The sequence below is a fragment of the Nonomuraea polychroma genome, from assembly GCF_004011505.1.
GTDB lineage: Bacteria > Actinomycetota > Actinomycetes > Streptosporangiales > Streptosporangiaceae > Nonomuraea > Nonomuraea polychroma.
In genome coordinates, this window is record NZ_SAUN01000001.1 from 8566882 (window position 1) to 8590183 (window position 23302).

Genomic DNA, 23302 nt, shown 5'->3' on the forward strand with positions numbered 1-23302 from the left:
ACCTCGGGACGCTAACAGAACGATGTCCTCTTAACAAGAGAACGGCGTTCTTTTAACTCTGAGCCTTATCCTGGCACCACGATGACTTTCCTCAGGGCCAGGCGGCCGGAGCACAAGCAGCAGCGGCGCGAGGCGATCCTCGACGCCGCGCGCGAGCTCGCCATGGCCTCGGGCGTGCGCAACGTCAGCCTGGGCGCGGTCGCGGAGGCGGTCGGCCTGGCGAAGTCCAACATCGTGCGCTATTTCGGCACCCGGGAGGAGATCTACCTCCAGCTGGCCGCCGAGGAGTGGCGGGAGTGGGCCGAGGAAGTGAGCGGGCGACTGCGGCACGCCTCCGGCACGGCCGACGTGGTGACGGTGCTGGCGGAGACGCTGACCGAGCGGCCGCTCTTCTGCGACCTGCTCAGCCACACCTCCACCAGCCTGGAGCACAACGTGTCGGTCGAGGCGGCGCACACGTTCAAGCGGGCCGTGGTGAGCGTGCTCGCCGACCTGGCCTCGGAGGTGGCGGTCGTCACCGACCTCACGGATACCGAGGCGGGGGAGCTCGTCATGGGAGCCGCCGGCCTGGGCGGTCTGCTCTATCCCGCCGCCAACCCCTCCCCCACGCTGGCCGAGGTCTACGCCCGCGACCCCGAGCTCGCCGCCACCTGCCCGCAGATGGTGCCCACGCTCGTCCGCATGCTCAGCGCGCTCGCCGCCGGCCTGCCGACGCTCCGGTGAAAGTTTCACCCGAGTCCAGGCATTCTCCGCGGCCACTCGGCTGATTCCTGTACATCACGGCGGATTGGGATCAGCGTGTGTACCTAACCGGTTAATCTAAGGAAAGGCACCCGTTATGAGCAGACTCGCGGCGTTCCTCGCGCTCCTCGTCTCGATGCTGATCGTCGTCCCGGCCGCTCCCGCGCACGCCGCGGTCGGGCTCCGCGTCAACGGCGCCAGGATCGTGGAGGCCAACGGGAACGCGTTCGTCATGCGCGGCGTCAGCCACGCGCACACCTGGTACACGAGCCAGACGAGCTCCTTCGCCAACATCAAGGCGCTGCGCGCCAACACGGTGCGCGTGGTGCTGAGCGGCGGCAGATGGCCGGCCAACGGGGCCTCGGACGTGGCCAACATCGTCTCGCTGTGTCGGCAGAACCGGTTAATATGCGTGCTCGAAAACCACGACACCACCGGATACGGCGAGCAGAGCGGCGCGTACACGCTCGACCAGGCGGTCACCTACTGGAACAGCGTCAAGAGCGCGGTGACGGGCGCCGAGGACTACATCGTCATCAACATCGGCAACGAGCCCTACGGCAACAACAACGTCTCCGCCTGGACCAGCGCGACCACCAGCGCCATCAGCCGGATGCGCAGCCTGGGCTTCCAGCACCTGCTGATGGTCGACGCGCCCAACTGGGGCCAGGACTGGCAGTTCACGATGCGGGACAACGCCCAGACCGTCTTCAACGCCGACCCGCAGCGCAACACGGTCTTCTCGGTCCACATGTACGGGGTCTTCGACACGGCCGCGGAGATCACCTCCTACCTCAACGCGTTCCAGACCGCCGGCCTGCCGCTGGTGATCGGCGAGTTCGGGCACAACCACTCCGACGGCAACCCCGACGAGGACACGATCATGGCCCAGGCGCAGCAGCGCGGACTCGGCTACATCGGGTGGTCGTGGAGCGGCAACGGCGGCGGCGTCGAATACCTCGACATGGTCACCAACTTCAACCCCGCCCAGCTGACCTCGTGGGGGCAGCGGATCTTCAACGGCGCCAACGGCATCGGGCAGACCTCGCGCGAGGCCACGTACTTCGGCGGCGGCGGCACCGACACCACCCCTCCGACGACACCCGGCACGCCGTCGGCCTCGAACGTGACCTCCAGCGGCGCCACTCTGACCTGGGCGGCCTCCACCGACTCGGGCGGCTCGGGCCTGGCGGGCTACAACGTCTACCGCGAGCAGGGCACCACCGACCCGCTGCTCGGCCAGACCACGACCAACTCCATCACGCTGACGGGATTGAGCGCCTCGACCCCCTATCAGGTGTACGTACGCGCCCGTGACGGCGCGAACAACCTGTCCGCGAACTCCCCCACCACGACCTTCACCACCACGTCGGGAGGCGGCGGACCGGGCAGTTGCACGGCCACGGGGACCGTGCAGAGCCAGTGGGGCGGCGGCTACGTCGTCCAGGTCACCGTCACCAACACCGGCTCCACGCCCATCAACGGCTGGACGGTCACGTTCACGCTGCCGAACGGCCATACGATCACAGGAGGCTGGAACGCCACGATGAGCAGCACCGGGCAGGCCGTCACGGCCCGCGGCATGAGCTACAACGGCTCCCTCCCCCCGGGCGCCTCGGCCAACTTCGGCTTCCAGGCCAGCCGCCCCAGCGGCGACTCCGCGATCCCCGGCCCCTACACCTGCACCCCGTCCTGACCACCCGCCGTGTCCTCGCCGGGCCGGCCCGGCGAGGACACGGCGGCCAGGCCGGCGAAGGCGACGGCGGCGGGTCGGCAGGCCGGGAGGACGCCGAAAGGATCAGGAGACGCCGGGCGGGGAGGTGGAGTCGCGGATGACGAGCTGGCAGGGCATCTTGTGCACGCCCGGCGTGGCCTTGCCGTCGATGGCCGCGAACAGGTGTTGCGCCGCCGTCCGGCCCAGCAGCTCCAGGTTCATGTCCACGGTCGTCAGCGCGGGCCGGGTCTCGGTGGACAGCACCTCCCAGTTGTCGTAGCCGACCACCGCGATGTCGTCCGGCACCCGCCGCCCCCGCTCCCGCGCCGTCTCCACGAACCCGGCCGCGATCTGGTCGCTGCCGCAGAAGACGGCGTCGATCTCGGGCTCGGCCATGAGCACCATCTCGGCCGCGTGCCGCCCCCACCGCTGGGACCACGGCCCCGACAACGTCTGACCGACCTGCTCCAGACCTGCCTGGGCGAGCGCGAGCCGGAAACCTTCCTCGCGGTCTCGGGCGGCCTTGTAGTGGGCCGGCCCCGTGATGTGCGCGATCTTGCGGCGTCCCATGGCCAGCAAGTGGTTGACGGCCATGGCGGCGGCTCCCACGTCGTCCGGCACGAAGGACACGTCGTCGGGGTCCTCGGACGGCCCGTACGCGTACACGACCGGCACCGGCAGGTCCTTGCTCACCGACGGGCGCGGGTTGGTGCTCTCGCCCACCACGATCAGCCCGTCCACCCGGCGCGACAGCAGCGCCCGCAGGTGGTGCTGCTCCCTGATCGCGTCGCCGCGCGCGTCGCAGAGCAGCACGGCCATCTCGCCGGCCCCGAACGCGTTCTCCGCGCCGAGCAGCACCGGGATGCCGAACCGGCCGACGCTGTCGGAGGTCAGCAGCCCCACGGTGCGGGTCTGGCCCGACAGCAGTCCCCTGGCCAGAGCGTTCGGCTGGAAGGAGAGCTCCGCCGCGGCGGCCAGCACACGCTCGCGCGTGGCCGCCCGCACATCCTGGCGCCCGTTGAGCGCCTTGGACGCCGTGGCGATCGACACCCCCGCCAGCGAGGCCACATCACTGATGGTCGCCCGCTTAGTCGCCATGCTTCGAAACCCTTTTCGGTCGGCTGTGAACTGCATAGAACCCTAACACCCATTGACAGTGAGACAGGTTTCTTCTACGTTTCCGAAAACCTTTAAGTCCAGGAGCACATCATGAGACGAAGGCTGGCCGGGATCTCCCTCCTCGGTGTGTTAGCGCTCACAGCAGCGGCCTGCGGCAGCGGCGGAGGCGGCGGTGGTGGTGGGGGCAGCACGCAAGCAGCGGACAGTCCCGTGACGATCACGATGTGGACCCGCGCTGCCACGCAGACGCAGAGCGAGCGGCTGGTCCAGGAGTACAACAAGACCCACAAGAACCAGGTGAAGCTCACCGTCATCCCCACGGACAACTACCAGCCGCGCATCGCCGCCGCGGCCGGCGCCAAGCAGCTCCCCGACGTGTTCGCGGCCGACGTCATCTTCGTCCCGAACTACACCTCCCAGGGCCTGTTCATGGACATCACGGACAGGGTCAACGCGCTGCCGTACAAGGCCGGGCTCGCACCCTCGCACATGAAGCTGGGCACGCTCGACGGCAAGATGTACACCCTGCCGCACACCCTCGACCTGTCGGTCTGGTTCTGGAACAAGGACCTGTACGAGAAGGCCGGGCTCGACCCCGAGCAGGGCCCGAAGACGCTGAAGGAGTTCGCCCAGCACGCCACCACCATTCAAGAGAAGCTCGGCAAGGACGGCAAGGTCCACGGCACGTTCTTCGGCGGCAACTGCGGCGGCTGCTACGTCTTCACGTTCTGGCCCTCCGTCTGGGCCGCCGGCGGCCAGGTCATGAACGCCGAGGGCACGCAGTCGCTCAACGACCAGCCCGCGATGACCGACGTCTTCAAGATCTACCGCGACCTGTACGAGAAGAAGGTCACAGGCCCGACGACCAAGGAGGAGCAGGGCCCGACCTGGACCGGCTTCTTCCCCAAGGGCGAGATCGGCGTCATGCCGATGCCCTCGACCACGCTCGGCCTCATGCCGAAGGACGTGAAGATCGGCGTCACCCCGATCGCCGGCCCCGACGGCGGCGAGTCGACGTTCGTCGGCGGCGACTCCATCGGCATCTCCTCCACCAGCAAGAACGCCGACGCCGCCTGGGAGTTCCTGTCCTGGACGGTCTCCGACCAGGCCCAGGTCGAGGTCATGGCCAAGAACAAGGACGTGCTCGCCCGCACCGACCTGGCCAGCAACAAGTACTCCGCCGAGGACCCGCGCGTGGTGCTGATCAACTCGCTGGTGGCCAAGGGCCAGACCCCGTTCGCCCTGCGCTTCGGCCAGACGTTCAACGACCCGCAGGGTCCGTGGCTGCGCTACGCCCGCGAGGCCGTGTTCGGTGACGTCTCGAAGCTCCCACAGCTCAACGCCGAGATCACGAAGTCGCTGCAACAATGACCTTGACGATCACGCGATCCGGGCGGCGGCCGGCACACTCCGCGCCGCCCGCCCGGTGGCGGAGCAGGAAGGTCCAGGGCTGGCTGTACGCGGCCCCCACGGCCGTCATCGTGGGGGTGCTCTTCATCGCGCCCCTGGTGCTGGTCGTGTGGATGTCGCTCAACCGCTGGCCCCTGCTCGGCCAGGCCACGTTCAACGCCCCCGAGAACTACACCAAGATCGCCGACAACCCGCTCTTCGTCGACGCGGTCTTCTTCACGCTCAAGTACACCGCCATCACCACCGTGCTGCTGTCCGCTGTGGCGCTCGGCCTGGCCCTGCTGGTGCAGGATCGCAAGCCCGGCATCGGGTTCTTCAGGACGGCCTTCTTCCTGCCGGGCGCGGTCGGCTTCGCCGCGGCCGGGCTGCTGTTCTACGGCATGCTGAACAACGACTTCGGCCCCATCGACCCGATGCTCCAATCTCTGGGCATCACCGACGAGCCGATCAAGTGGATCGGCACGCCCAACATGGCGCTGTTCTCCACGATCACGCTGGTCATCTGGCGGTTCGCCGGGTTCAACATGCTCATCCTGCTGACCGGCCTGCAGGCCATCCCGACCGAGGTGTACGAGGCCGCGCGCAGCGACGGCGCCAACCGCTGGCAGGTCTTCACCAAGATCACGCTGCCGCTGCTGCGCCCGACGCTGGCGTTGATGCTCATCCTCAGCGTCACGGGCTCGCTGCTGGCCTTCGACCAGTTCTTCGTCTTCACCAACGGCGGCCCGGACAACAGCACGGTCTCCATGGTCATGGTCATCTACCGCGAGGCGTTCTTCCGCTTCAACCTCGGCGGCGCGGCGGCGCTGTCGGTCGTGCTGCTCGTGGCCCTCGTCGGGCTCAACACGCTGATGATGCGGAGGCTGCGATGAGCCGTTACCTCACGCTGTCCGCCCTGGCGGTGCTGTTCCTGTTCCCGCTGGTGTGGAGCGGTTACGCCTCGCTGGAGGAGCCGTCCAACTACCTGGAGATGGCCCAATTCGGCGAGGGCCTCGGCACGTACTCGACCAACAGCGTGCTGGTCTCCGTCATGACGGTGGCGGGCACCCTCGTCGTCTCCGCGCTCGGCGGATACGGGTTCGCCCGCTTCGACTTCCCTGGCAAGAATCTGCTGTTCCTCGCCACGCTGGCGATCCTCATGGTGCCGTACGCGACCATCCTCATCCCGCTCTACGTGCTGCTCGGCTACATCGGGCTGCAGAACTCGCTCGTCGGGCTGTCGCTGGTGTTCGTGATGTTCCAGCTGCCCTTCGCGCTGTTCATGATGCGCAACGCCTTCGAGGCGCTGCCCCGTGAGCTGGAGGAGGCGGCGCTGGTGGACGGCTGCGGCACGTTCCGCGCCTTCACCAGGATCCTGCTGCACGCCGTGCGGCCCGCGCTGATCACGGTGGGCCTGTTCGCGTTCCTCGCCTCGTGGAACGACTTCTTCGCGCCGCTCATCCTGCTCAACGACGGAGCATCGTTCACGCTGCCGGTGGCCGTGGTGAGCATGACGCAGCAGACGTTCGGCGCGATCGACTACGGCATGCTCCAGGCCGGCGTCATGGTCATGGCCTTCCCCTGTCTCATCCTCTTCATCGTGTTGCAGCGCCACTACGTGCGCGGATTCATGTCAGGAGCTCTGCGTGGCTAATCCCGTCCTGCCCTCATCGGGCGTCCTGTCCCCCCTCGGCCTCGACGCGGTACGGCTCTCGCCCGGTTTCTGGGGCGACCGGGTGGCGCTCAACCGCGAGGTCACCATCGCCCACTGCCAGGAATGGGAAGAACGCGAAGGCTGGATCGGCAACTTCCGGGGCGAGCGCCCGCGCAGGGGCCGGGAGTTCAGCGACTCCGAGATCTACAAGCTGCTGGAGGCCATGGCCTGGGCCGACCACCCCGGGCTGCCGGCACTGGCCGAGACCGTGGCCCAGGCCCAGGAGGGCGACGGCTACATCAACACCCGCTGGTCCGGCAGCCGCTACACCGACTTCGAATGGGGGCACGAGCTCTATTGCTACGGCCACCTCATCCAGGCGGCGGTCGCCCGGCTGCGCATGCACGGCGAGGACCGGCTGACGCAGGTGGCGGTGCGGGCCGCCGACCACGTCTGCCGCCGCTTCATGGACGGCACCGAGACCTGCGGGCACCCCGTGATCGAGATGGCGCTCGTCGAGCTCTACCGCGTGACCGGGACCGAGCGCTACCTGGAGATGGCCCGGCGCTTCGTCGAGCGGCGCGGCCTGCCGGCGCTCGCCGACATCCCCTTCGGCCGCGCCTACTACCAGGACGACATGCCGGTCCGCCAGGCACAGGTGTTCCGCGGTCACGCCGTGCGGGCGCTCTACCTGGCCTCCGGCGTCGTGGACGTGGCCGTCGAGACCGGCGACGAGGAGCTGCTGAAGGCGGTCGAGGCGCAGTGGGAGCGCACGGTCGCCCGGCGTACGCACCTGACCGGCGGCATGGGCTCGCGGCACATCGACGAGTCGTTCGGCGACGACTACGAGCTGCCGCCGGACCGGGCCTACAACGAGACCTGCGCGAGCATCGCCTCGATCATGCTGGCGCACCGGCTGCTGCTGGCCACCGGCGACGTCCGCTACGCCGACCTGGCCGAGCGGACCCTGTACAACATGCTCGCCACCGGCGTCGCGCTGGACGGCCGGTCGTTCTTCTACGCCAACCCGCTGCAGGTGCGGGTGGCCGCCGTCCCGCTCGAAGGCGTGAACCACGCTGCGGAGGGCGGGCTGCGCTCGCCCTGGTTCGACGTGTCCTGCTGCCCGAACAACATCGCCCGCACGCTGGCCTCCCTGCCTGCCTACATGGCCACGACCGCGGCGGACGGTCTGCAGATCCACCACTTCACGCCGTCGGAGATCCGCGGCGGCGGGGTCGCGGTGCGAGTGGAGACCGGCTACCCGTGGCACGGCGCGGTGACGGTCCGGGTGCTGGAGGACGGCGACGGGCGGATCAAGCTGCGCGTCCCGGCCTGGGCCTCGGACGCGACGCTCGCGCACGGCGGCACGGTCCGTCCCGTGGCGCCCGGGTACGCCTCCGTCGACGGGCCGTGGCGGGCGGGTGACGAGCTCCGGCTGGAGCTGGCGATGTCGCCGAGGTGGACGTTCCCCAACAGCAAGATCGACGCGCTTCGGGCGTGCGCGGCGGTCGAGCGGGGTCCGCTCGTTTACTGCGCGGAGTCCGTGGGCGACGAGCCGCCGCTCGCCGACCTGGCCGTGCGGGTCGAGCCGCCCGTGGAGCACGAGGCGAACGGCGTGGTCGAGCTGGAGGTCGAGGCCTCGCTCGGCGACAGCGACGGCGACGGCTGGCCGTACGGGCCGTCGCGGAACGGCCGCGTGGACGCCTCGGACGCGCGGCTGCGGCTCATCCCTTACCACCGGTGGGGTAACCGGGGTCCCGCGACCATGCGTGTCTGGCTGCCGATCTGAACCCTCTGGAGAATGCCCATGCGTTTCGTAGCCGTGTTAGCGCTCACAGCCTCTCTTGTCGCGTTGCCGACCTCGGCGGTCGCCGTGGATGATCTCGGGATGCCGGTGTTCACGGGTGCCGACCCCGTGCCCGACGAGCCGGTCGGATACCACCCGCGCAAGATGATGGAGGAGATCTACAAGAAGGAGAAGGGCGGCGACTCGTACTGGATCGACCGCATGCTGGCCCGGCCGGGCGACGACCCGGCAGGCACGTGGTTGATGTCACGCGGGCGGGCGCTGTTCATGAAGGAGCACGACCCTCGGAAGATCGGCTTCGGCGGGTACGTCGCGTACTGGGAGAGCATCGACAACCGGGACGCGTACACGATCTCGCTCGGCACCACGCTCACCGAGGACGTGTCGAAGCGGCTGCAGATGCCCAGCCACTGGACCGGCCAGTACGCCGGGGACGGGCTGTCGGTCGGCGTGAAGAAGTTCATCACGCACCAGAACGTGGCCGTGACGACGCTGGAGATCACCAACACGGGGTCGGCGGCGAAGTCGGTCCCGATCACGGTGACCTCGCCCTACACCAAGGCGGCCGACGGCGACCGGGAGCTGACCGGCGCGGTGTTCGCCAAGAACAAGCTGACCACGATCTTCCCCAGGCTCAGCGGTGACGGGCTGAAGGCCGACGATGGCACGCTCAAGGGCGCCGTCACGGTCGAGCCGGGCAAGACCGTGCGCACCAAGGTCCAGATGGGCTTCGTCACCGAGGAGCTCGCCGGCTCGCGCGCCGAGTACGACGGCTACAAGGGCCGCTCACCGGAGCAGGCGCTGCGGCGGCAGCTGCAGGACTACAACGCCTGGTGGGCGGACAACGTCCCCTACATCGACGTGCCCGACGAGAACATCAAGAAGTTCGTGTACTACCGCTGGTGGCTCATGCGCTTCAACTTCCTCGACGCCGACATCCCCGGGAACGACTTCCAGTTCCCGACGTCGGTGGAGGGCGCGCTGGGCTACAACAACGCGATCGTGCTGACCGTGCCGATGTTCGTGCAGGACCTGAAGTACCTGCGCAACCCGATCTACTCGTACGGGCCGTGGGTGTCGGCGGGCGAGGTGTCGCGTAACTCCAAGTACACCGACAACCCGGGCGACCCGGAGAACTGGTCGAACAGCTACACGCAGTACATCTCGGCGGCGGCGCTGGAGAGCTACCAGATCCACGGCGGGCAGCCGCAGATCCTGCGCAACCTGGCCCGGTATGCCGAGAAGGACGTCTACGGGCAGCTCAACGCCTACGACTCCAACAAGAACGGCGTCATCGAGTACGACTGGGAGGCCATGACCGGCAACGACGCCGACGCGGTGTCGTTCCACTACTACGACCGGGCGAACGAGCGGCTGGAAGGCGCCTACGTCTACGCCAACGCGATGGCGGCGGCACAGGCGTACGAGCTGTCGGGTGACCAGGCGAAGGCCGCCGAGATGCGGGGCGTGGCCGACAGGGTCAAGAACGCCATCCTCACCCTGCTCTGGGACGAGCAGAACAAGCTCTTCAAGCACCGCGACCTGCAGACGGGCAACCTGATCCCGTGGAAGGAGTCGAACAACTACATCCCGTACGCGACGGGCCTGGTGCCCACCGACGACCCGAAATATCGGGAGGCGCTGCGGTTGTGGGCCGATCCTACGGAATATCCGATCTTCCCGGCGTACACCGCCAACCAGAAGGACAAGGCCGAGGCGGCCGAGGCCGGGATCCCGGGGTCGAACAACTTCTCGCAGATCAACTCGACGCGTAACTTCGCCTTCTTCTCCAAGGCGATCCGCGAGTACCAGACTCCGTACGTCACCGCCGACCAGTACAAGCAGCTGCTCTACTGGAACGCCTGGTCGCAGTACGTCGGTGGCGACACCCGCTACCCCGACGCCAACGAGTTCTGGGCCGACTGGAACAAGACCACCAAGACCATCGGCTACCGCTCCTGGATCCACCACACGATCCTGGGCAGCAGCAACTGGACCGTCATCGAGGACGTCATGGGCCTGCGCCCGCGCTCGGACGGCAAGGTCGAGCTGTGGCCGGTGGACATCGGCTGGGACCACTTCACCGTCAACGGCATCAACTACCGGGGCAACGACCTCACCATCGTGTGGGACAAGCCCGGCGACGGGACCACCCACTACGCCGGCGTGCCCGAGGGGTACTCGATCCTCATCGACGGCAAGCGCAAGGTCACGCTCTCCGGTCTCGCGCACGCGGTCTGGGACCCGGCGACGGGCAAGGTCGAGGGCGGCACCGTGGTGCATTCCGAGAAGGCCGGCGCCATGAAGGCCCCCGCGCAGGTCGAGCTCGAGGGCGACCGAGTCGAGGACCTGTTCCAGAAGGCCGGCGTGGACCTGCGCTCCACCCGCCCGAACCTGGTCAAGTCCGCCACCGCCTCCCACGGCGACCCGGCCGGCGCGGTGGACGGGTTCACGATCAACGAGCCGTACTGGGGCAGCAAGGGCTCCGGCAAGACCCAGGACTGGCTGGAGGTCGACCTCGGCTCGGCCCAGAAGGTCGACCAGGTCAAGCTGTACTTCTACAACGACCGCAAGGCGGCCGGGTACAGCGAGCCCGCCTTCTACTCGGTGCAGTACCAGGACGGCGACACCTGGAAGGACGTGCCGGGGCAGGCCAAGAAGCCGGTCTACCCGCGGGCGAACCTCAACGAGGTCCGCTTCCCGGCCGTCACGGCGCAGAAGCTGCGCGTCCTGGTCACCCACCGGCCCGGCTACGCCACGGGGCTGAAGGAGATCCAGGCGTACCAGACGGGCGCGGACGCCGGCTCGGTCACCAACCGGGCCCCGTACGTGGCGGCGGTGGTCGATCCCACCTTCAGCCGTCCCGGCCAGGCCAGGATCGACGCGGTGGCCAAGGACGACGCGCTGCCGAAGGGCACGCTCACCACGCAGTGGGCCAAGGCGGACGGGCCCGGTGAGGCGTTCTTCACCGACCCGGCGGGCACGAGCACGGTCGTGTCGTTCTCCGAGCCGGGCACGTATCGACTGGAGCTCACCGCCTCGGACGGCGAGAAGAGCGGCTCCGCGACCGTGACCGTCGCCGCCACGGCCCAGGCCGCACAGGTGAACGTGGCGCCCAAGGCCACGCCCACCGCCTCCTACACCTCGCCGTGGGAGCGGGTCACCGCCATCAACGACGGCATCGACCCGCCGCGCTCCAACGACGGCGCCAACCCGCGCTGGGGCACCTGGCCGCAGCAGGGCACCCAGTGGGTGCAGCTCGAATGGCCGTCGCCGGTGCGAGTGAACAAGGCCGACGTGTACTTCTTCGACGACGGCGGCGGCGTGCGCCTGCCCGCCTCGTGGAAGATCCAGCAGTGGGACGGGGACTCCTTCGAGGACGTCACCGGCGTCGCCTCCTACCCGAAGGTGATCGACGCCTACAACACCGTCTCCTTCGACACCGTCACGACCTCGAGGCTGCGCGTCCAACTGGAGGCCGGCGGGGCGTCGGTCGGGTTGCTGGAGGCCAAGGTGTACGAGGTCCCGCCGGACTCCGTGCGCCCCGTGCACGTCCCCACCCTGGTCGACACGCTGCCCAAGCTGCCGGCCACCGTGGAGACCCTGTACGCCGACGGCGCCCGCAGCACCGCCGCCGTCACCTGGCAGCAGGTGACGCCCGACCAGGTGAAGACGGGTGGCACCAGCTTCACGGTCTCCGGACTCGCCGAGGGCGTCCGCCAGCCCGTCCAGGCAACGGTGTACGTCCGCACCACCGCGGCCGTGACCATCACCTCGATCGCCGAGGAAGCGGTCACGACCCGGGCCGGGGTGGCGCCGCCGTTGCCGAAGACCGTCGTGGCGACGTACAACGACGGGTCGAAGGACGGCTCGGTCGCCGTCACCTGGGAGGCCATCAGCCCTGACCGGTACGCCCAGCCGGGCACGTTCACCGTGACCGGCCAGGTCCAGGGCACAACCATCACCGCTCAGGCCACCGTCACCGTCCAGTAGCGCCTATTCTGTCCTGGCCCCGCCACATTCGCGGGGCCAGGACAGCGCTTAGGACGGACAAGCCGATGGTCGAATTCAGCGACCTCTCGGGCCGGGGGAAGGCCGCGCGGGTCGTGGCCGTCGTCATGGCGGTCGTGTCTCCCGTCCTCACCGTCGCCGCGGTGGTCATCTGGAGCCGGCTGCCCGCCGAGTGGATCCCGGCCAGGACCGTGTCGCCCCAGTCGGCCGCCGGGCTGACGTTCCCCGCGGTCGGCGCCTTTTTGCTCTTCCACCGCCCCCGGCTGAACATGGCGTGGCTGATGTGCCTGGGCGGCCTCGCGGCCGGGCTCAGCGACGTCTCCGCCGCGCTGATGTTCCGCGCCGCCTCCTCCGGCGACCTGCTCACCGCCGGCTACCTGCGCCTTCCCGCGAACATCGGCTGGGCGGTGTGCGGCGTGCTGCTCACGATGGTGCTGCCGCTGTACTCACCGGACGGCCACCTGCCTTCCAAGCGGTGGCGGGTCGCCCTGGTGCTCGGCTACGCCTCCATCACCGCCAACCTCGTGCGCACGACGTTCCAGCCGCCCCCGCCCCCCGAGGGCTACCCGTTCCCGGTGGTCATCCCCAATCCGCTGCAGATCCCCGCGTTCGCCCCGTACGGGCAGACGATCTCGGTGATCGCCTGGACCGGCATCTACGTCTCCATGGCGCTGGCGGCTCTGTCGCTGGCGTTGCGGATGCGGCGCGCGGACCCGGTCACCAGGCGGCAGATCGGCTGGCCGCTGCTGGCGTTCACCGGATACATCGCCTTCCTGGTCGCCGCCGCGTTCGACCAGGACCTGATGTGGCCTGCGGTCGTCTGGGCCGCCCTCATCCCGGTCGCGGTCGCGTTCTCGGTGATGCGTTACCGGCTCTACGGCATCGACACGGTGATCAGCCGCGCCTTCGTGGCGGCCGGGCTGGTGGCCGTGGTCAGCGCGGTCTACTTCGCCGCCAGCACGTTGTCGAGCGTCCTGGTCTCCGGCTACGGCCAGGTGGCCGGGATCTCCGCCGCGCTCTTCGCGGGCGCGTTCTTCCAGCCGCTGCGGCGGGCGCTGCAGCGGGCCGTGGACCGGCTCCTGTACGGCGCCGTCGGTGACCCCGGCGTGCTCGCCGAGCGCCTCACCCAGGCCGTGCGCCGCGGCGACCCGGCGGAGGCGCTGACCTCGGTGGTTGGCGTGCTGCGTGACGGGCTGGCGGTCGAGGGTGTGGCCGTCGAGGTGGCCGACGGCGAGCCCCGGTACGTCGAGAGCGGCCGGGTGGGCGACAGCCCGCGCGAGGTGCCCCTGGTGTGGCACGGGGAGCGCGTCGGCCGCCTCCTCGTCGGGCCTCCGGGTCCGCGCCGCTTCCCCGCCGCGCACAACGAGCGGGTGCTGGCCACGCTCGCCCCGTACGCCGCCGACGTCGCCCACGCCGTCCGTATGGCCGCCGACCTGCAGCGCTCCCGCGAGCGCATCCTGACCACCAGGGAGGAGGAACGCCGCCGCCTGCGCCGGGACCTGCACGACGGGCTCGGCCAGACCCTCTCCGCCATGGCCATGACCATCAACATGGCCAGGCTCAGCCTGAAGAGGTCCCCGGAGGCCGCCGACCAGCTGCTCCAAGAGCTGCACGCCGGGATGAGCGCGGTCACGCTGGACATCCGCGAGCTCGTGTACGGCCTGCGCCCGCCCGCGCTCGACGACCTGGGCCTGGCCCGGGCGGTCCGCGAGCTGGCCGGGCAGTCCTCACCGGACACGGCGGTCGAGGTGCAGGTCGAGGGCAACCTGCGGGACCTGCCGGCCGCGGTCGAGGTGGCGGTCTACCGGATCGTCCAGGAAGCCCTGACCAACATCCGCAAGCACGCCGAGGCGTCGCTCGCCCGGATCGTGCTCCATCGGGAGCGGTCCGTGCTGCGCGTGCTGATCAGCGACGACGGCAAGGGGCTGCCCGAGTCCTACCGGTCAGGTGTGGGCCTCGGGTCGATGCGCGAGCGGGCGGCCGAGCTGGGCGGCATCTGCGTGGTGGCCGGCGAGCCCGGCGGGGGCACCCGTGTGGAGGTCATGCTTCCTCTCCTGACCGCATCGAGCCAGGCCTTGACCTGAGGGACATCGGGAGCCGGTAGCATTCGAGGTACCTGACCTGGGGACGGCCCACGTTGACGTGCTTGATCGCTTCCCGGGGTGGTTTCCTAGGCGTATGCCTGATCTCGTTGTGGACGGCGGCGACAAGCTGTGCGTTCAGCTGCTCATCGAGCTGCGCGGCCACGTCCGCCGGGCCGGTCCCGGCGCCGTCATCCATCTGATCGCCACCGACCCGGCCGCCCCCGTCGACCTGCCGGCCTGGTGCCACCTCACCGGGCACACCTACCTGGGGCAGGTGGAGGGCGCCGAACGCCCCACGTACGCGTTGCGCGTGACCGGGGCCGCCCAAGAAACGGACGACACGAGACCCTGGCACGCGGCTTAAGCGGTTAATGCCTCCGATCCGGATTGTCCTAAAGTATGAGTGGTTACCCGGTTCAGAGAGGAAGTCCGTGAAGCGACCGACGATCGCCGACATCGCCAGCCGGGCGGGCGTCTCCAAGGTGGCGGTGTCCTACGCGCTCAACGGGCAACCGGGGGTGTCGGAGGCGACGCGGGCCAGGATCATCGCCATCGCCGACGAGATCGGCTGGCGGCCCAACAGCGCCGCGCGGGCGCTCAACGGCGCCCGGGCCAACTGCGTCGGCCTGGCGTTGTGCCGTCCCGCCAGGATCCTCGGCGTCGAGCCCTTCTTCATGGAGCTGATCAGCGGCATCGAGGGCGTGCTCGCCGACCGGTCGTACGCACTGCTGCTCCAGGTGGTGACCAGCCACCAGCAGGAGAGCGAGGTCTACCGGCGCTGGTGGGGTGAGAGCCGCATCGACGGCGTCTTCCTCGTCGACCTGCACTATGCGGACGGCCGCGTGACGGAGTTGGAGCGGCTCGGCATGCCGGTCGTCGTCATCGGCCACCCCTCCGAGTCCGGCTCGTTGTCGGCGATCTGGTCCGACGACGGCCAGGCCGTCCGCGAGACCGTCGGCTACCTCGTGGCGCTCGGCCACCGCCGCATCGCGCGGGTGGCGGGGCTGCCGGAGCTGGTCCACACCGCCGTACGCGATCAGGCGTTCGCCGAGGCGTGCCATGGAGCGGCCGAGCACGTCACCGTGCACACGGACTACACCGGCGAGGAAGGCGCCCGCGCCACCCGGCGGCTGCTCAGCTCACCGGACCGGCCCACGGCGATCATCTACGACAACGACATCATGGCCGTGGCCGGCATGTCCGTCGCCCAGGAGATGCGGGTGCAGGTGCCGGGCGAGCTCTCGATCGTGGCCTGGGACGACTCGCCCCTGGCTCAGGTCGTACGGCCGCCGCTGACGGCGCTCACCCGCGACATCCCGGCCTACGGGGCGCACGCGGCCCAACGGCTGCTGGCCTTGATCGCGGGCGAGAGCGTGCCCCCGTACGAGGACCAGGCGGCGGTGCTGACGCCGCGCGGCAGCACAGGTCCCGCGTCCGCCCCGGCGAAGGCATAATCCACCCCATCAGCTTCTAAGGCGGCAAATCACCCATTCGGCCACAAACAGGCCACTGGGCGCTACAGTAGCGCTCGATGCTTGTTCCTCCCGAACTCCCACCTCGTCGCCGCCGACGCCGAACTCGCAGAGCGGGCCGACGAGCCGCCGACCTGGCGGCGCTCGATCGCCGCACTCCTTCCAGACCTCAGAAACACCGCGATTGGCAACGAGGAGCTTCGTCGTGCCGCTCAACAGAGAGTTTGCAACCAGGGTGGGTCTCGGCGCCGGTGCGGTGGTTCTGACGACGGTCGTGGGAGGGCTGCTCGCGGCCGTTACCCAGCAGAGCGCCGCCGACAACATGGCCTATACCGCCACGCCCACCTCCACATCGGCCGCCGGGGCCCTCGGCTACCCCGACGACGTCGAGATCACCCCCGAACCCACCGCCACCCGGACCCCGACCAAGAAGGCCACCCCTCGGCCCACCGCCACCCGGAAGCCCGTAGTCCCCAAGAAGCCGACGGCAACCCCAAAGCCCTCGAAGAGCACCCTGTCCCCCTCCGCCCGCTCGACGGCGAAGCCGGCTCCCATGACCGTCGGCACGACACTCGAGAACCAGGTCGTGCAACTGGCGAACGCGCAGCGGGCCAAGGCCGGATGCAAGCCGCTCAAGCACGACGCCAAGCTCCGCGAGGCCGCCTACGGTCACTCCAAGGACATGGTCGCGAAGGACTATTTCGACCACACCTCACCCACCGGAAAGGACGCCGACGCCCGCATCGAGGCAGCCGGCTTCTCACCTGTCAGCTCGTGGGGCGAGAACATCGCGTACGGGCAGCGTACGGCGGCGGCCGTCATGGCGGACTGGATGAGCAGCCCGGGCCACAAACGCAACATCCTCGACTGCTCCTACACCCACATCGGCGTCGGTTACGTCTCCTCCGGTTCGTATTGGACCCAGGTCTTCGCCGCGCACTGAAGCCGCACGCCGAAAGGGTCCACGCTCTCTGTCAGCGTGAATCCGGCACGTGCCGCGGTTCGGCTTCGCGGCTGGCAGACCGCTCGTTCCGAGCCGCGGCACGTGCCGTCCCCTCCTTCGCGGCAAAGCGCCCTGGAGCCGGCCCCCACACGGCTCCCATCGTTACTGAGTGCGCGACCATCCGCCTGAGTACCTCCATACCTCATCGAATTCACCAGATTCTTGGATCGGATCGCCGGTGTGAGCCATTCGCCCTCACTCCTACGAGGGAGGGAGATGATCGCCCGTACCGGCGATGTCCGCCACCCCCGGGCGAGCCGAGGATTTCCCCATGAATCCTCGTTTCGCCTTCATCGCCGCACCGCTGCTCGTCCTCGCCTACGGGGTGATCCGCATCCTCGACGGTCTCGACGGCAGCCGGGGCCCGGGCATCGCCTGGACCACGGGCCATCTCGCGTTCATCGGAGCCCTTGTCCTCTTCGTCCCTATCTTCTGGCGGTTGCGGCAGATGGCCGGGGGCAAGGCCCTGGCGACCATGAGCGCGGTGGCCGGCACCGCCGGCATCGTGGCGTTGCTCGCGCAGTTCGGCATCGACATCGTGATCGGGTTCATGGCGGCCGACCACGACGCCATGGGCCCGCTCTTCGACCAGGTGCAGGCCGTGCCCGGGGTGCAGCTCGCCATCTACGACGCGGGCCCGTACCTGTTCTACGTGGCGCAACTCGCGCTCGTCATCCACGCCGCCTTCCGCAAGGAGGTCAAGGCCTGGACGCCGGTCCTGGTGCTGATCGACCTCATGCTCCCGCTGATCGACAAGGACCTGATCCCCGTGGGCGCGGTCTTCCTGCTGGTGTCGTTCTGGCCGCTGGCCCGGCGTGAGGCACCGGCCGCCCGGCACGCGCTCGTCCATGCGTGAGGGACAATGGCACACCGTGTCTGATTTGACGTTGGTCGACGTCGCTCGCCGGAGGCTCCAGGCGCTGCCGCAGCTGTGGGTGGACGGGGTGCTCGCCGGGCTGATCACCGTGATTCAGCTATGGCCACTGCTCTCGGCGCAGAGCGCCACCGGCCGGCCGTGGCACTGGTGGGCATATGTGGTCGCGGTCGGCGCCTCGCTTCCCCTGGCGTGGCGGCGGCGGGCGCCGGTGACTGTCCTGGTGCTCAGCCTGTGCACGAGCGAGCTCTACGATTTGGCCGACAACGTCGCCCGGCAGCCCATCTGGTACGGCGTCCTGGTCGGTTTCTACACGGTGGCCGCCTACAGCTCCCGGGTGCCGAGGATCTCCGTGCTCATGCTGGCCTTCGCCGGCACCCTGCTGACGGCCGGTTCGTGGGACACCTTGCTGCGTGGGACAGTGCAGGTCGTGGCCGCGTACGCCATCGGCCGGGCCGCCGCCACCTCCCGCGCCCACGCGGCCGCGCTCGAGGAACGCGCCGCCAGGCTGGAAAGGGAACGTCAGATGGAAGCCGAGCGCGCCGCCGAGCGCGAACGGGCCAGGATCGCCCGCGACATGCACGACATCCTGGCCCACGCGGTCAGCCTGATGGTGGTGCAGGCCGAGGCCGGGCCCGTGGTGGTGCGGAGCAACCCGGCCAGGGCGGAGGCCGCGTTCGACGCGATCGCGGCGGCCGGGCGCGACGCGATGGTGCAGTTGCGGCGCCTGCTGGGCGTCCTGAAGGAGGACGAGCACCCGCCGCGCCTGCCGCAACCCACGCTCGGCGACCTGCCCGCACTCGCCGGGCAGGTGCACCGCACGGGCCTTGACGTGGCCTTCGCCGAAACGGGCGAGCCGCGCCCGATCGCGCCCGACAGCGCGGTGGCCGCCTATCGCATCACGCAAGAGGCGCTCACCAACATCGTCAAACACGCCGGCGCGGACCGCGCCGACATCCGGCTCACCTGGGAGGACGACAACCTCGTGATCGACATCAGCGACAACGGCACCGGCGGGGACCGGGCGCTGCCCTCGGGCGGCAACGGGCTCATCGGCATCCGGGAGCGCGCCGCCGCCTGCGGGGGCGACGCCACGGCGGGGCCGCGCCAGGACGGTCCGGGCTTCCTGGTGTCGGTACGGCTGCCGCTGGCGGCGTCATGAGCGTGCGCGTCGTCGTCGCCGACGATCAGGAGCTGGTCAGGGGCGGGTTCGCCATGATCCTGGACGCCCAGCCGGACATCGACGTGGTGGCCGAGGCGGGCGACGGGGCAGAGGCGGTCGCCGCGGTCCGTGAGCACTCCCCCGACGTGCTGCTGCTCGACATCCGCATGCCCAGGATGGACGGCATCGAGGCCGCCAGGATCGTGTGCGCGGAAAGCGGGTGCCGGGTGTTGATGCTGACCACGTTCGACCTGGACGACTACGTGTTCGACGCGCTGCGGGCGGGAGCGAGCGGCTTCCTGCTCAAGGACGTGCGGCGCGACGACCTGGTGAACGCGGTCCGGGTGGTGGCGGCCGGCGAGTCGCTGCTCGCCCCCGCCGTCACCGGGAAGCTGATCGCCGAGTTCGCCAAGCGGCCGGCGGCCCGGCCTCCTGCGGCGGCGCCGGAGGTGCTGACGGCACGCGAACGCGAGACGCTGCTGCTGATCGCGCGCGGCCTGTCCAACGCGGAGATCGCCCAGGCCATGGTGGTCAGCGAGCACACGGTGAAGACGCACGTCAGCAACGTGCTGAGCAAGTTGGGGCTGAGGGATCGGGTGCAGGCCGTCATCGCCGCGTACGAGTCCGGGCTTGCCGTGCCGGGTGCGTAACCTGAGGCGTGGCGGGTAGGCGGGGCCGTATGACTGAAGGGTTTGACACGGACATGCTCTGGGACGAGTTCCATCGCGTGGTCAACATGAACTCCGAGGAACTGCGCGCGTACCTGCTGGCCGACGCCTCCGACGAGGATGGCTTCCCCCCGGACCCGGACATGGGCATCGACACGCTCGGGCGGGGCGTGCTGCACGTCCTGAGCAAACGCAAGGGCGACCTGACCAAGGACGACCTGGACGTGATGCGGCAGGTCGTCGAGCTCGTCGAGACCATGGGCGACAGGACGGACGACGACTCGCGGCGCGAGCTCATGACCGTCGGACACGATCCGCTGAGGGGATGAATTCCGTGGTCGAGCTGCGCCCGTGGATCGAGGGGTACGTGCGGGCGTGGAACTCCAACGATCCCGACGACATCTCCGCCCTGTTCACCGATGACGCCGTCTACTACACCGAGCCGTACAGCGAGCCGTGGCGCGGGCGCGAGGAGATCGTCGCGAACTGGCTGGACCGGAAGGACGAACCAGGCGAGGCCGCGTTCGAGTGGCATCCTGTGTCCGTCGCGGAAGACGTCGGCGTCATTCAAGGGGTCACCACGTATCCCGACAAAACCTATAGCAATCTTTGGGTGATCCGGTTCGTGCCAGACGGGCGATGCCGGGAATTCACCGAATGGTGGATGAGACACGACGCCAGATGATGCAATGGGCCGAACCGTCTTCACCCGAGGAGAACCGTTGAGAGACAATCTCGACCTCGCCGCGAGCGCCCAGCAGCTGGCCGACGCCGCCCCGACGGGATCGATCGACCGCGCTGCCGCCTCGTCGGTGGCGATCACGCTGGCCACGACGCGCGACATCACGCACGCCAGGAAGACGCTGGACGGGCTGTCGCCCGAGGACGTGCGCAAGGCCGCGCTGGAGCTGTTCGACCGGCTCGCCACGAACTGACCGCCCGAGGCACCGCGCCGGCCCGCCCGCGCCGCCGGGCCGGTTCTCGACGTGCCAGGCTCCAAGCGTTGCTCGGCTGGGGCGACCTTAATGTATCCCTTCTGTGCTACCTCCAAAATGGAGTTGACCGGTAGCATCCATGTATGGACGTGTCCGAGCTGCCGCTGGTGGGCGGCCATCCGGCCCTGGATCTGGTCAACACCCTGGAAAGGGGGGTCCCGGCCCCCGGCTGGAAGCCACGGGACTACGTGTCGACACCGGCCACGCTGCTGCTGTGGGCGCGCCGCGCCGAATTGATCACCGAGGCCGAGGCCACGACGGTCGCCGAGGCGTGGGAGCGCGACCCTGATGCGGCGCACGCCGCGCTGGCCGCCGGCCAGGACATCCGCGAGTCACTGCACCTGATTCTGCTCGCCACCGCCGCGCTGGATGTGGCGCCGATCGATGTCGCGGCCTCGAGCGCAGCGCTCGATCGGCTGCACTGCCGTTGGCTCGCCGCGGCGGGCCGCTCCAGGCTGACACCGGATCCGCGAGGGGCGTCCGCGCTCCGGCTGGTGGTCGGTCTCGTCCCCGCGTCCCTGGTGCCGGACCGCGCCGTGGACGCCGCCCTGGACCTGCTGCGCACGGCCGACATCGGGCGCGTGCGCCGCTGCCCGACCGAGAGCGGCGGCTGCGGCTGGATCTTCCTCGACCGCAGCCGCAACGCCTCGCGGAGATGGTGCCGGATGGCCGACTGCGGGACCGAGGTCAAGGCGCGCCGTCTCACCGAACGCCGGCGGGCTGCCCGGCAGGCGACGTCCGCCGAATCCTGAAACCGGCTTCGCCGACGCCGACCGATCGGCCACAGACCTGAAACCCCGTCGATTTGCTACCAGCAAAAGCGGCTACAGGAGAAGCACAATGGACAGGCGTAGCACCGCACGGTCGATCGGCGCGCTGGCCGCGCTCTCGATGTCCACGTTCATCTACGTCACCAGTGAGACACTCCCCATCGGTCTGCTCACATTGATCGCGACGGATCTGTCGACCTCGCCTTCGGCCGTCGGCCTGCTGGTGACCGGCTACGGGCTCGTGGTCGTCATCACCACCGTCCCACTGACCCGGCTGACGTACCGGATGCCGCGCCGCCTCCTGCTGACGAGCCTGCTCGCCGTGTTCGTCGTGGCGGGCTGCCTTTCGGCCGCCGCGACGAGCTACGCGGTCCTTCTCGGCGCCCGGGTGATCATGGCGGTCAGCCAGGCGGTGTTCTGGGCCGTCGTCATCTCGACCGCAACCGGCCTGTTCCCGCCACGCGTACACGGCCGTGTGATCGCCGTGGTGTTGGCCGGCGGCAATCTCGCCACAGTGCTGGGCGTGCCTGCGGGGACATGGCTCGGCCAGCAGGCCGGCTGGCGGGCATCCTTCGTCGCGCTCAGCGCGGTCGGTTTGCTCGCCCTGGTGGCGATCGTGTTGCTGCTGCCGGCCACCGTGGCCGGGCGCGGCCCCGTGACCAAGGGGACCGCCCCTGACGCCCGCGCGTACTGGAGGCTGCTGGCGATGTCCGCCCTCGTGGTCGCCGGGACGTTCACTGCGCTCACCTACGTCACCCCGTTCCTGACCGAGGTGAGCGCCTTCTCCGCCGCAGCGATCGGGCCGCTGCTGCTGTTACGGGGCATCGCCTCGGTCCTGGGCGTCGCCGTCAGCGGGCACCTGGTCGACCGCTACGCCGGGGCGGCGATCGCCGTCCCCGTGGCGGCACAGGCCGTGGCGCTCCTCGGGCTGTACGTCCTCGGCAGCGTGCCGGTCGCAGCGGCCGCGCTGGTCGCGCTGTCCGGCATGTCCTTCGCCGCTCTGGCCACGGCCTTGGCCGGCCGGGTGCTGCAAGTCGCCCCCGGCAGTGTCGATCTCGCCGGGGCGGGCTCGTCGACCGCCTTCAACGTCGGGATCACCGCCGGGGCGCTCATCGGCAGCGGCCTGCTGTCCGGCTTCGGCGTACGCAGCACGGCACTCGTGGGAGGACTTCTCAGCCTGGCTGGGCTCGCCCTCCTGATCAGCCGCCCAGGCGGGCGTTCACAGCGCGGCGGGCGCGGGCCGCGGCATCGGGATCGCAATGCAGCTGGAGCGTATGGTTCATCGCCATGATCAGGCCGAGCAGCTCGAACGCCAGCTGGCCGGCGTCCGTGCCCGCCGGCAGGTCACCGGCCGCCGCGGCGCGTCGCGCCTCCTTGCACAGCCGTCCGCGCCAGGCGTCGAACTGCGCCTCCACCGCGTCCCGGACCGGCCCCTCACGACCGTCGAACTCGTGCGCCGCCGCCACGAAGAAACACCCGCCGGGGAAGACCCCGCGTTCCAGGTAAGAGATCCACGCCTCGCAGAGCGCGCGTAGCCTGGGCAGGCCGGGATCGGCAGGCCGGGCGGGCTCCCAGACCTCGGCGCGGAAGACGTCCGCCGCCCGGTCGAGCACGGCGAGCTGCAGCGCCTCTTTGGAGCCGAAATGCCCGAGCACACCGGACTTGCTCATGCCCAGCTCGGCGGCGAGGCGGCCGATGGTGAGCCCTTCGAGCCCTTCGAGGGAGGCGACGGCGACCGAGCGGTCGAGGATGGCGGAACGGGTGCCGAGGGCTTCGGCGGCGGACTTACGCGGGCTCATGCGAGCCACTTTAGCGTCCGAACGTTCGGTTGCTATAGTC

The 23302-nt window shown here is 69.6% G+C and carries 21 protein-coding genes; 19 read left to right on the forward strand and 2 right to left on the reverse strand.

The window, feature by feature from the left end:
* Positions 1 to 81: 81 nt before the first annotated feature.
* Both EDD27_RS39270 and EDD27_RS39275 read left to right on the forward strand, forming a co-directional pair.
* A complete protein-coding gene (locus EDD27_RS39270) occupies positions 82 to 723 on the forward strand; it encodes a TetR/AcrR family transcriptional regulator (RefSeq protein ID WP_127936884.1) in 642 nt (213 codons plus the stop codon).
* Between the two features lie 115 nt (positions 724 to 838).
* Entirely contained in the window at positions 839 to 2437 is a 1599-nt protein-coding gene (locus tag EDD27_RS39275; RefSeq protein WP_127936885.1) for a cellulase family glycosylhydrolase, read from the forward strand.
* Positions 2438 to 2539: 102 nt separating this feature from the next.
* Here EDD27_RS39275 and EDD27_RS39280 read toward each other — a convergent pair whose 3' ends face one another.
* On the reverse strand, positions 2540 to 3553 hold the full coding sequence (locus EDD27_RS39280) for a LacI family DNA-binding transcriptional regulator (RefSeq protein WP_127936886.1): 1014 nt from the start codon (positions 3551 to 3553) through the stop codon (positions 2540 to 2542).
* A 111-nt stretch (positions 3554 to 3664) separates the two neighbouring features.
* Between EDD27_RS39280 and EDD27_RS39285 the strand changes: the two genes are divergently transcribed.
* The 17 genes from EDD27_RS39285 to EDD27_RS39365 all read left to right on the forward strand — a co-directional run bounded on the left by EDD27_RS39285 (position 3665) and on the right by EDD27_RS39365 (position 22754).
* Positions 3665 to 4945, forward strand: coding sequence for an ABC transporter substrate-binding protein (locus EDD27_RS39285; RefSeq protein ID WP_127936887.1), 1281 nt, complete (start codon positions 3665 to 3667; stop codon positions 4943 to 4945).
* Positions 4942 to 5856 carry a carbohydrate ABC transporter permease gene (locus EDD27_RS39290; protein WP_127936888.1) on the forward strand — a complete coding sequence of 305 codons (915 nt, stop codon included), beginning with the start codon at positions 4942 to 4944 and terminating at the stop codon, positions 5854 to 5856. Before EDD27_RS39285 ends, EDD27_RS39290 begins: the two co-directional genes overlap by 4 nt.
* The gene (locus EDD27_RS39295) at positions 5853 to 6617 is read left to right on the forward strand and encodes a carbohydrate ABC transporter permease (protein WP_127936889.1); all 765 of its coding nucleotides are present in this window, start codon (positions 5853 to 5855) and stop codon (positions 6615 to 6617) included. Before EDD27_RS39290 ends, EDD27_RS39295 begins: the two co-directional genes overlap by 4 nt.
* The gene (locus tag EDD27_RS39300) at positions 6610 to 8406 is read left to right on the forward strand and encodes a glycoside hydrolase family 127 protein (protein ID WP_127936890.1); all 1797 of its coding nucleotides are present in this window, start codon (positions 6610 to 6612) and stop codon (positions 8404 to 8406) included. Before EDD27_RS39295 ends, EDD27_RS39300 begins: the two co-directional genes overlap by 8 nt.
* An 18-nt stretch (positions 8407 to 8424) precedes the next feature.
* A complete protein-coding gene (locus EDD27_RS39305; protein WP_127936891.1) occupies positions 8425 to 12417 on the forward strand; it encodes a galactose-binding domain-containing protein in 3993 nt (1330 codons plus the stop codon).
* Positions 12418 to 12482: 65 nt separating this feature from the next.
* Positions 12483 to 14519 (forward strand): sensor histidine kinase, encoded by a 2037-nt coding sequence (locus EDD27_RS39310; RefSeq protein WP_127936892.1) that lies wholly within the window; start codon positions 12483 to 12485, stop codon positions 14517 to 14519.
* Between the two features lie 94 nt (positions 14520 to 14613).
* A complete protein-coding gene (locus EDD27_RS39315) occupies positions 14614 to 14883 on the forward strand; it encodes a sulfurtransferase TusA family protein (protein WP_127936893.1) in 270 nt (89 codons plus the stop codon).
* 67 nt (positions 14884 to 14950) lie between these two features.
* Positions 14951 to 15973 carry a LacI family DNA-binding transcriptional regulator gene (locus EDD27_RS39320; protein ID WP_127936894.1) on the forward strand — a complete coding sequence of 341 codons (1023 nt, stop codon included), beginning with the start codon at positions 14951 to 14953 and terminating at the stop codon, positions 15971 to 15973.
* A gap of 223 nt (positions 15974 to 16196) precedes the next feature.
* Positions 16197 to 16934 carry a CAP domain-containing protein gene (locus tag EDD27_RS39325; RefSeq protein ID WP_127936895.1) on the forward strand — a complete coding sequence of 246 codons (738 nt, stop codon included), beginning with the start codon at positions 16197 to 16199 and terminating at the stop codon, positions 16932 to 16934.
* A 331-nt stretch (positions 16935 to 17265) separates the two neighbouring features.
* Positions 17266 to 17850 (forward strand): hypothetical protein, encoded by a 585-nt coding sequence (locus EDD27_RS39330; RefSeq protein ID WP_127936896.1) that lies wholly within the window; start codon positions 17266 to 17268, stop codon positions 17848 to 17850.
* A gap of 16 nt (positions 17851 to 17866) precedes the next feature.
* Positions 17867 to 19030 carry a sensor histidine kinase gene (locus EDD27_RS39335; RefSeq protein ID WP_206641855.1) on the forward strand — a complete coding sequence of 388 codons (1164 nt, stop codon included), beginning with the start codon at positions 17867 to 17869 and terminating at the stop codon, positions 19028 to 19030.
* The gene (locus tag EDD27_RS39340; RefSeq protein ID WP_127936898.1) at positions 19027 to 19680 is read left to right on the forward strand and encodes a response regulator; all 654 of its coding nucleotides are present in this window, start codon (positions 19027 to 19029) and stop codon (positions 19678 to 19680) included. The genes EDD27_RS39335 and EDD27_RS39340 overlap by 4 nt, the downstream gene beginning before the upstream one ends.
* Before the next feature lie 29 nt (positions 19681 to 19709).
* The gene (locus tag EDD27_RS39345; RefSeq protein ID WP_127936899.1) at positions 19710 to 20027 is read left to right on the forward strand and encodes a DUF3140 domain-containing protein; all 318 of its coding nucleotides are present in this window, start codon (positions 19710 to 19712) and stop codon (positions 20025 to 20027) included.
* A 5-nt stretch (positions 20028 to 20032) separates the two neighbouring features.
* Entirely contained in the window at positions 20033 to 20383 is a 351-nt protein-coding gene (locus EDD27_RS39350) for a nuclear transport factor 2 family protein (RefSeq protein ID WP_241564496.1), read from the forward strand.
* Positions 20384 to 20420: 37 nt separating this feature from the next.
* Positions 20421 to 20633, forward strand: coding sequence for a hypothetical protein (locus EDD27_RS39355; RefSeq protein ID WP_127936901.1), 213 nt, complete (start codon positions 20421 to 20423; stop codon positions 20631 to 20633).
* Positions 20634 to 20776: 143 nt separating this feature from the next.
* Positions 20777 to 21445: a CGNR zinc finger domain-containing protein gene (locus EDD27_RS39360; RefSeq protein ID WP_127936902.1), complete on the forward strand. Its 669-nt coding sequence runs from the start codon at positions 20777 to 20779 to the stop codon at positions 21443 to 21445.
* Positions 21446 to 21533: 88 nt separating this feature from the next.
* Positions 21534 to 22754 (forward strand): MFS transporter, encoded by a 1221-nt coding sequence (locus EDD27_RS39365; RefSeq protein ID WP_127936903.1) that lies wholly within the window; start codon positions 21534 to 21536, stop codon positions 22752 to 22754.
* Here the strand turns inward: EDD27_RS39365 and EDD27_RS39370 are convergent.
* The gene (locus EDD27_RS39370) at positions 22663 to 23262 is read right to left on the reverse strand and encodes a TetR/AcrR family transcriptional regulator (RefSeq protein ID WP_127936904.1); all 600 of its coding nucleotides are present in this window, start codon (positions 23260 to 23262) and stop codon (positions 22663 to 22665) included. The genes EDD27_RS39365 and EDD27_RS39370 overlap by 92 nt on opposite strands.
* Between the last annotated feature and the right edge of the window lie 40 nt (positions 23263 to 23302).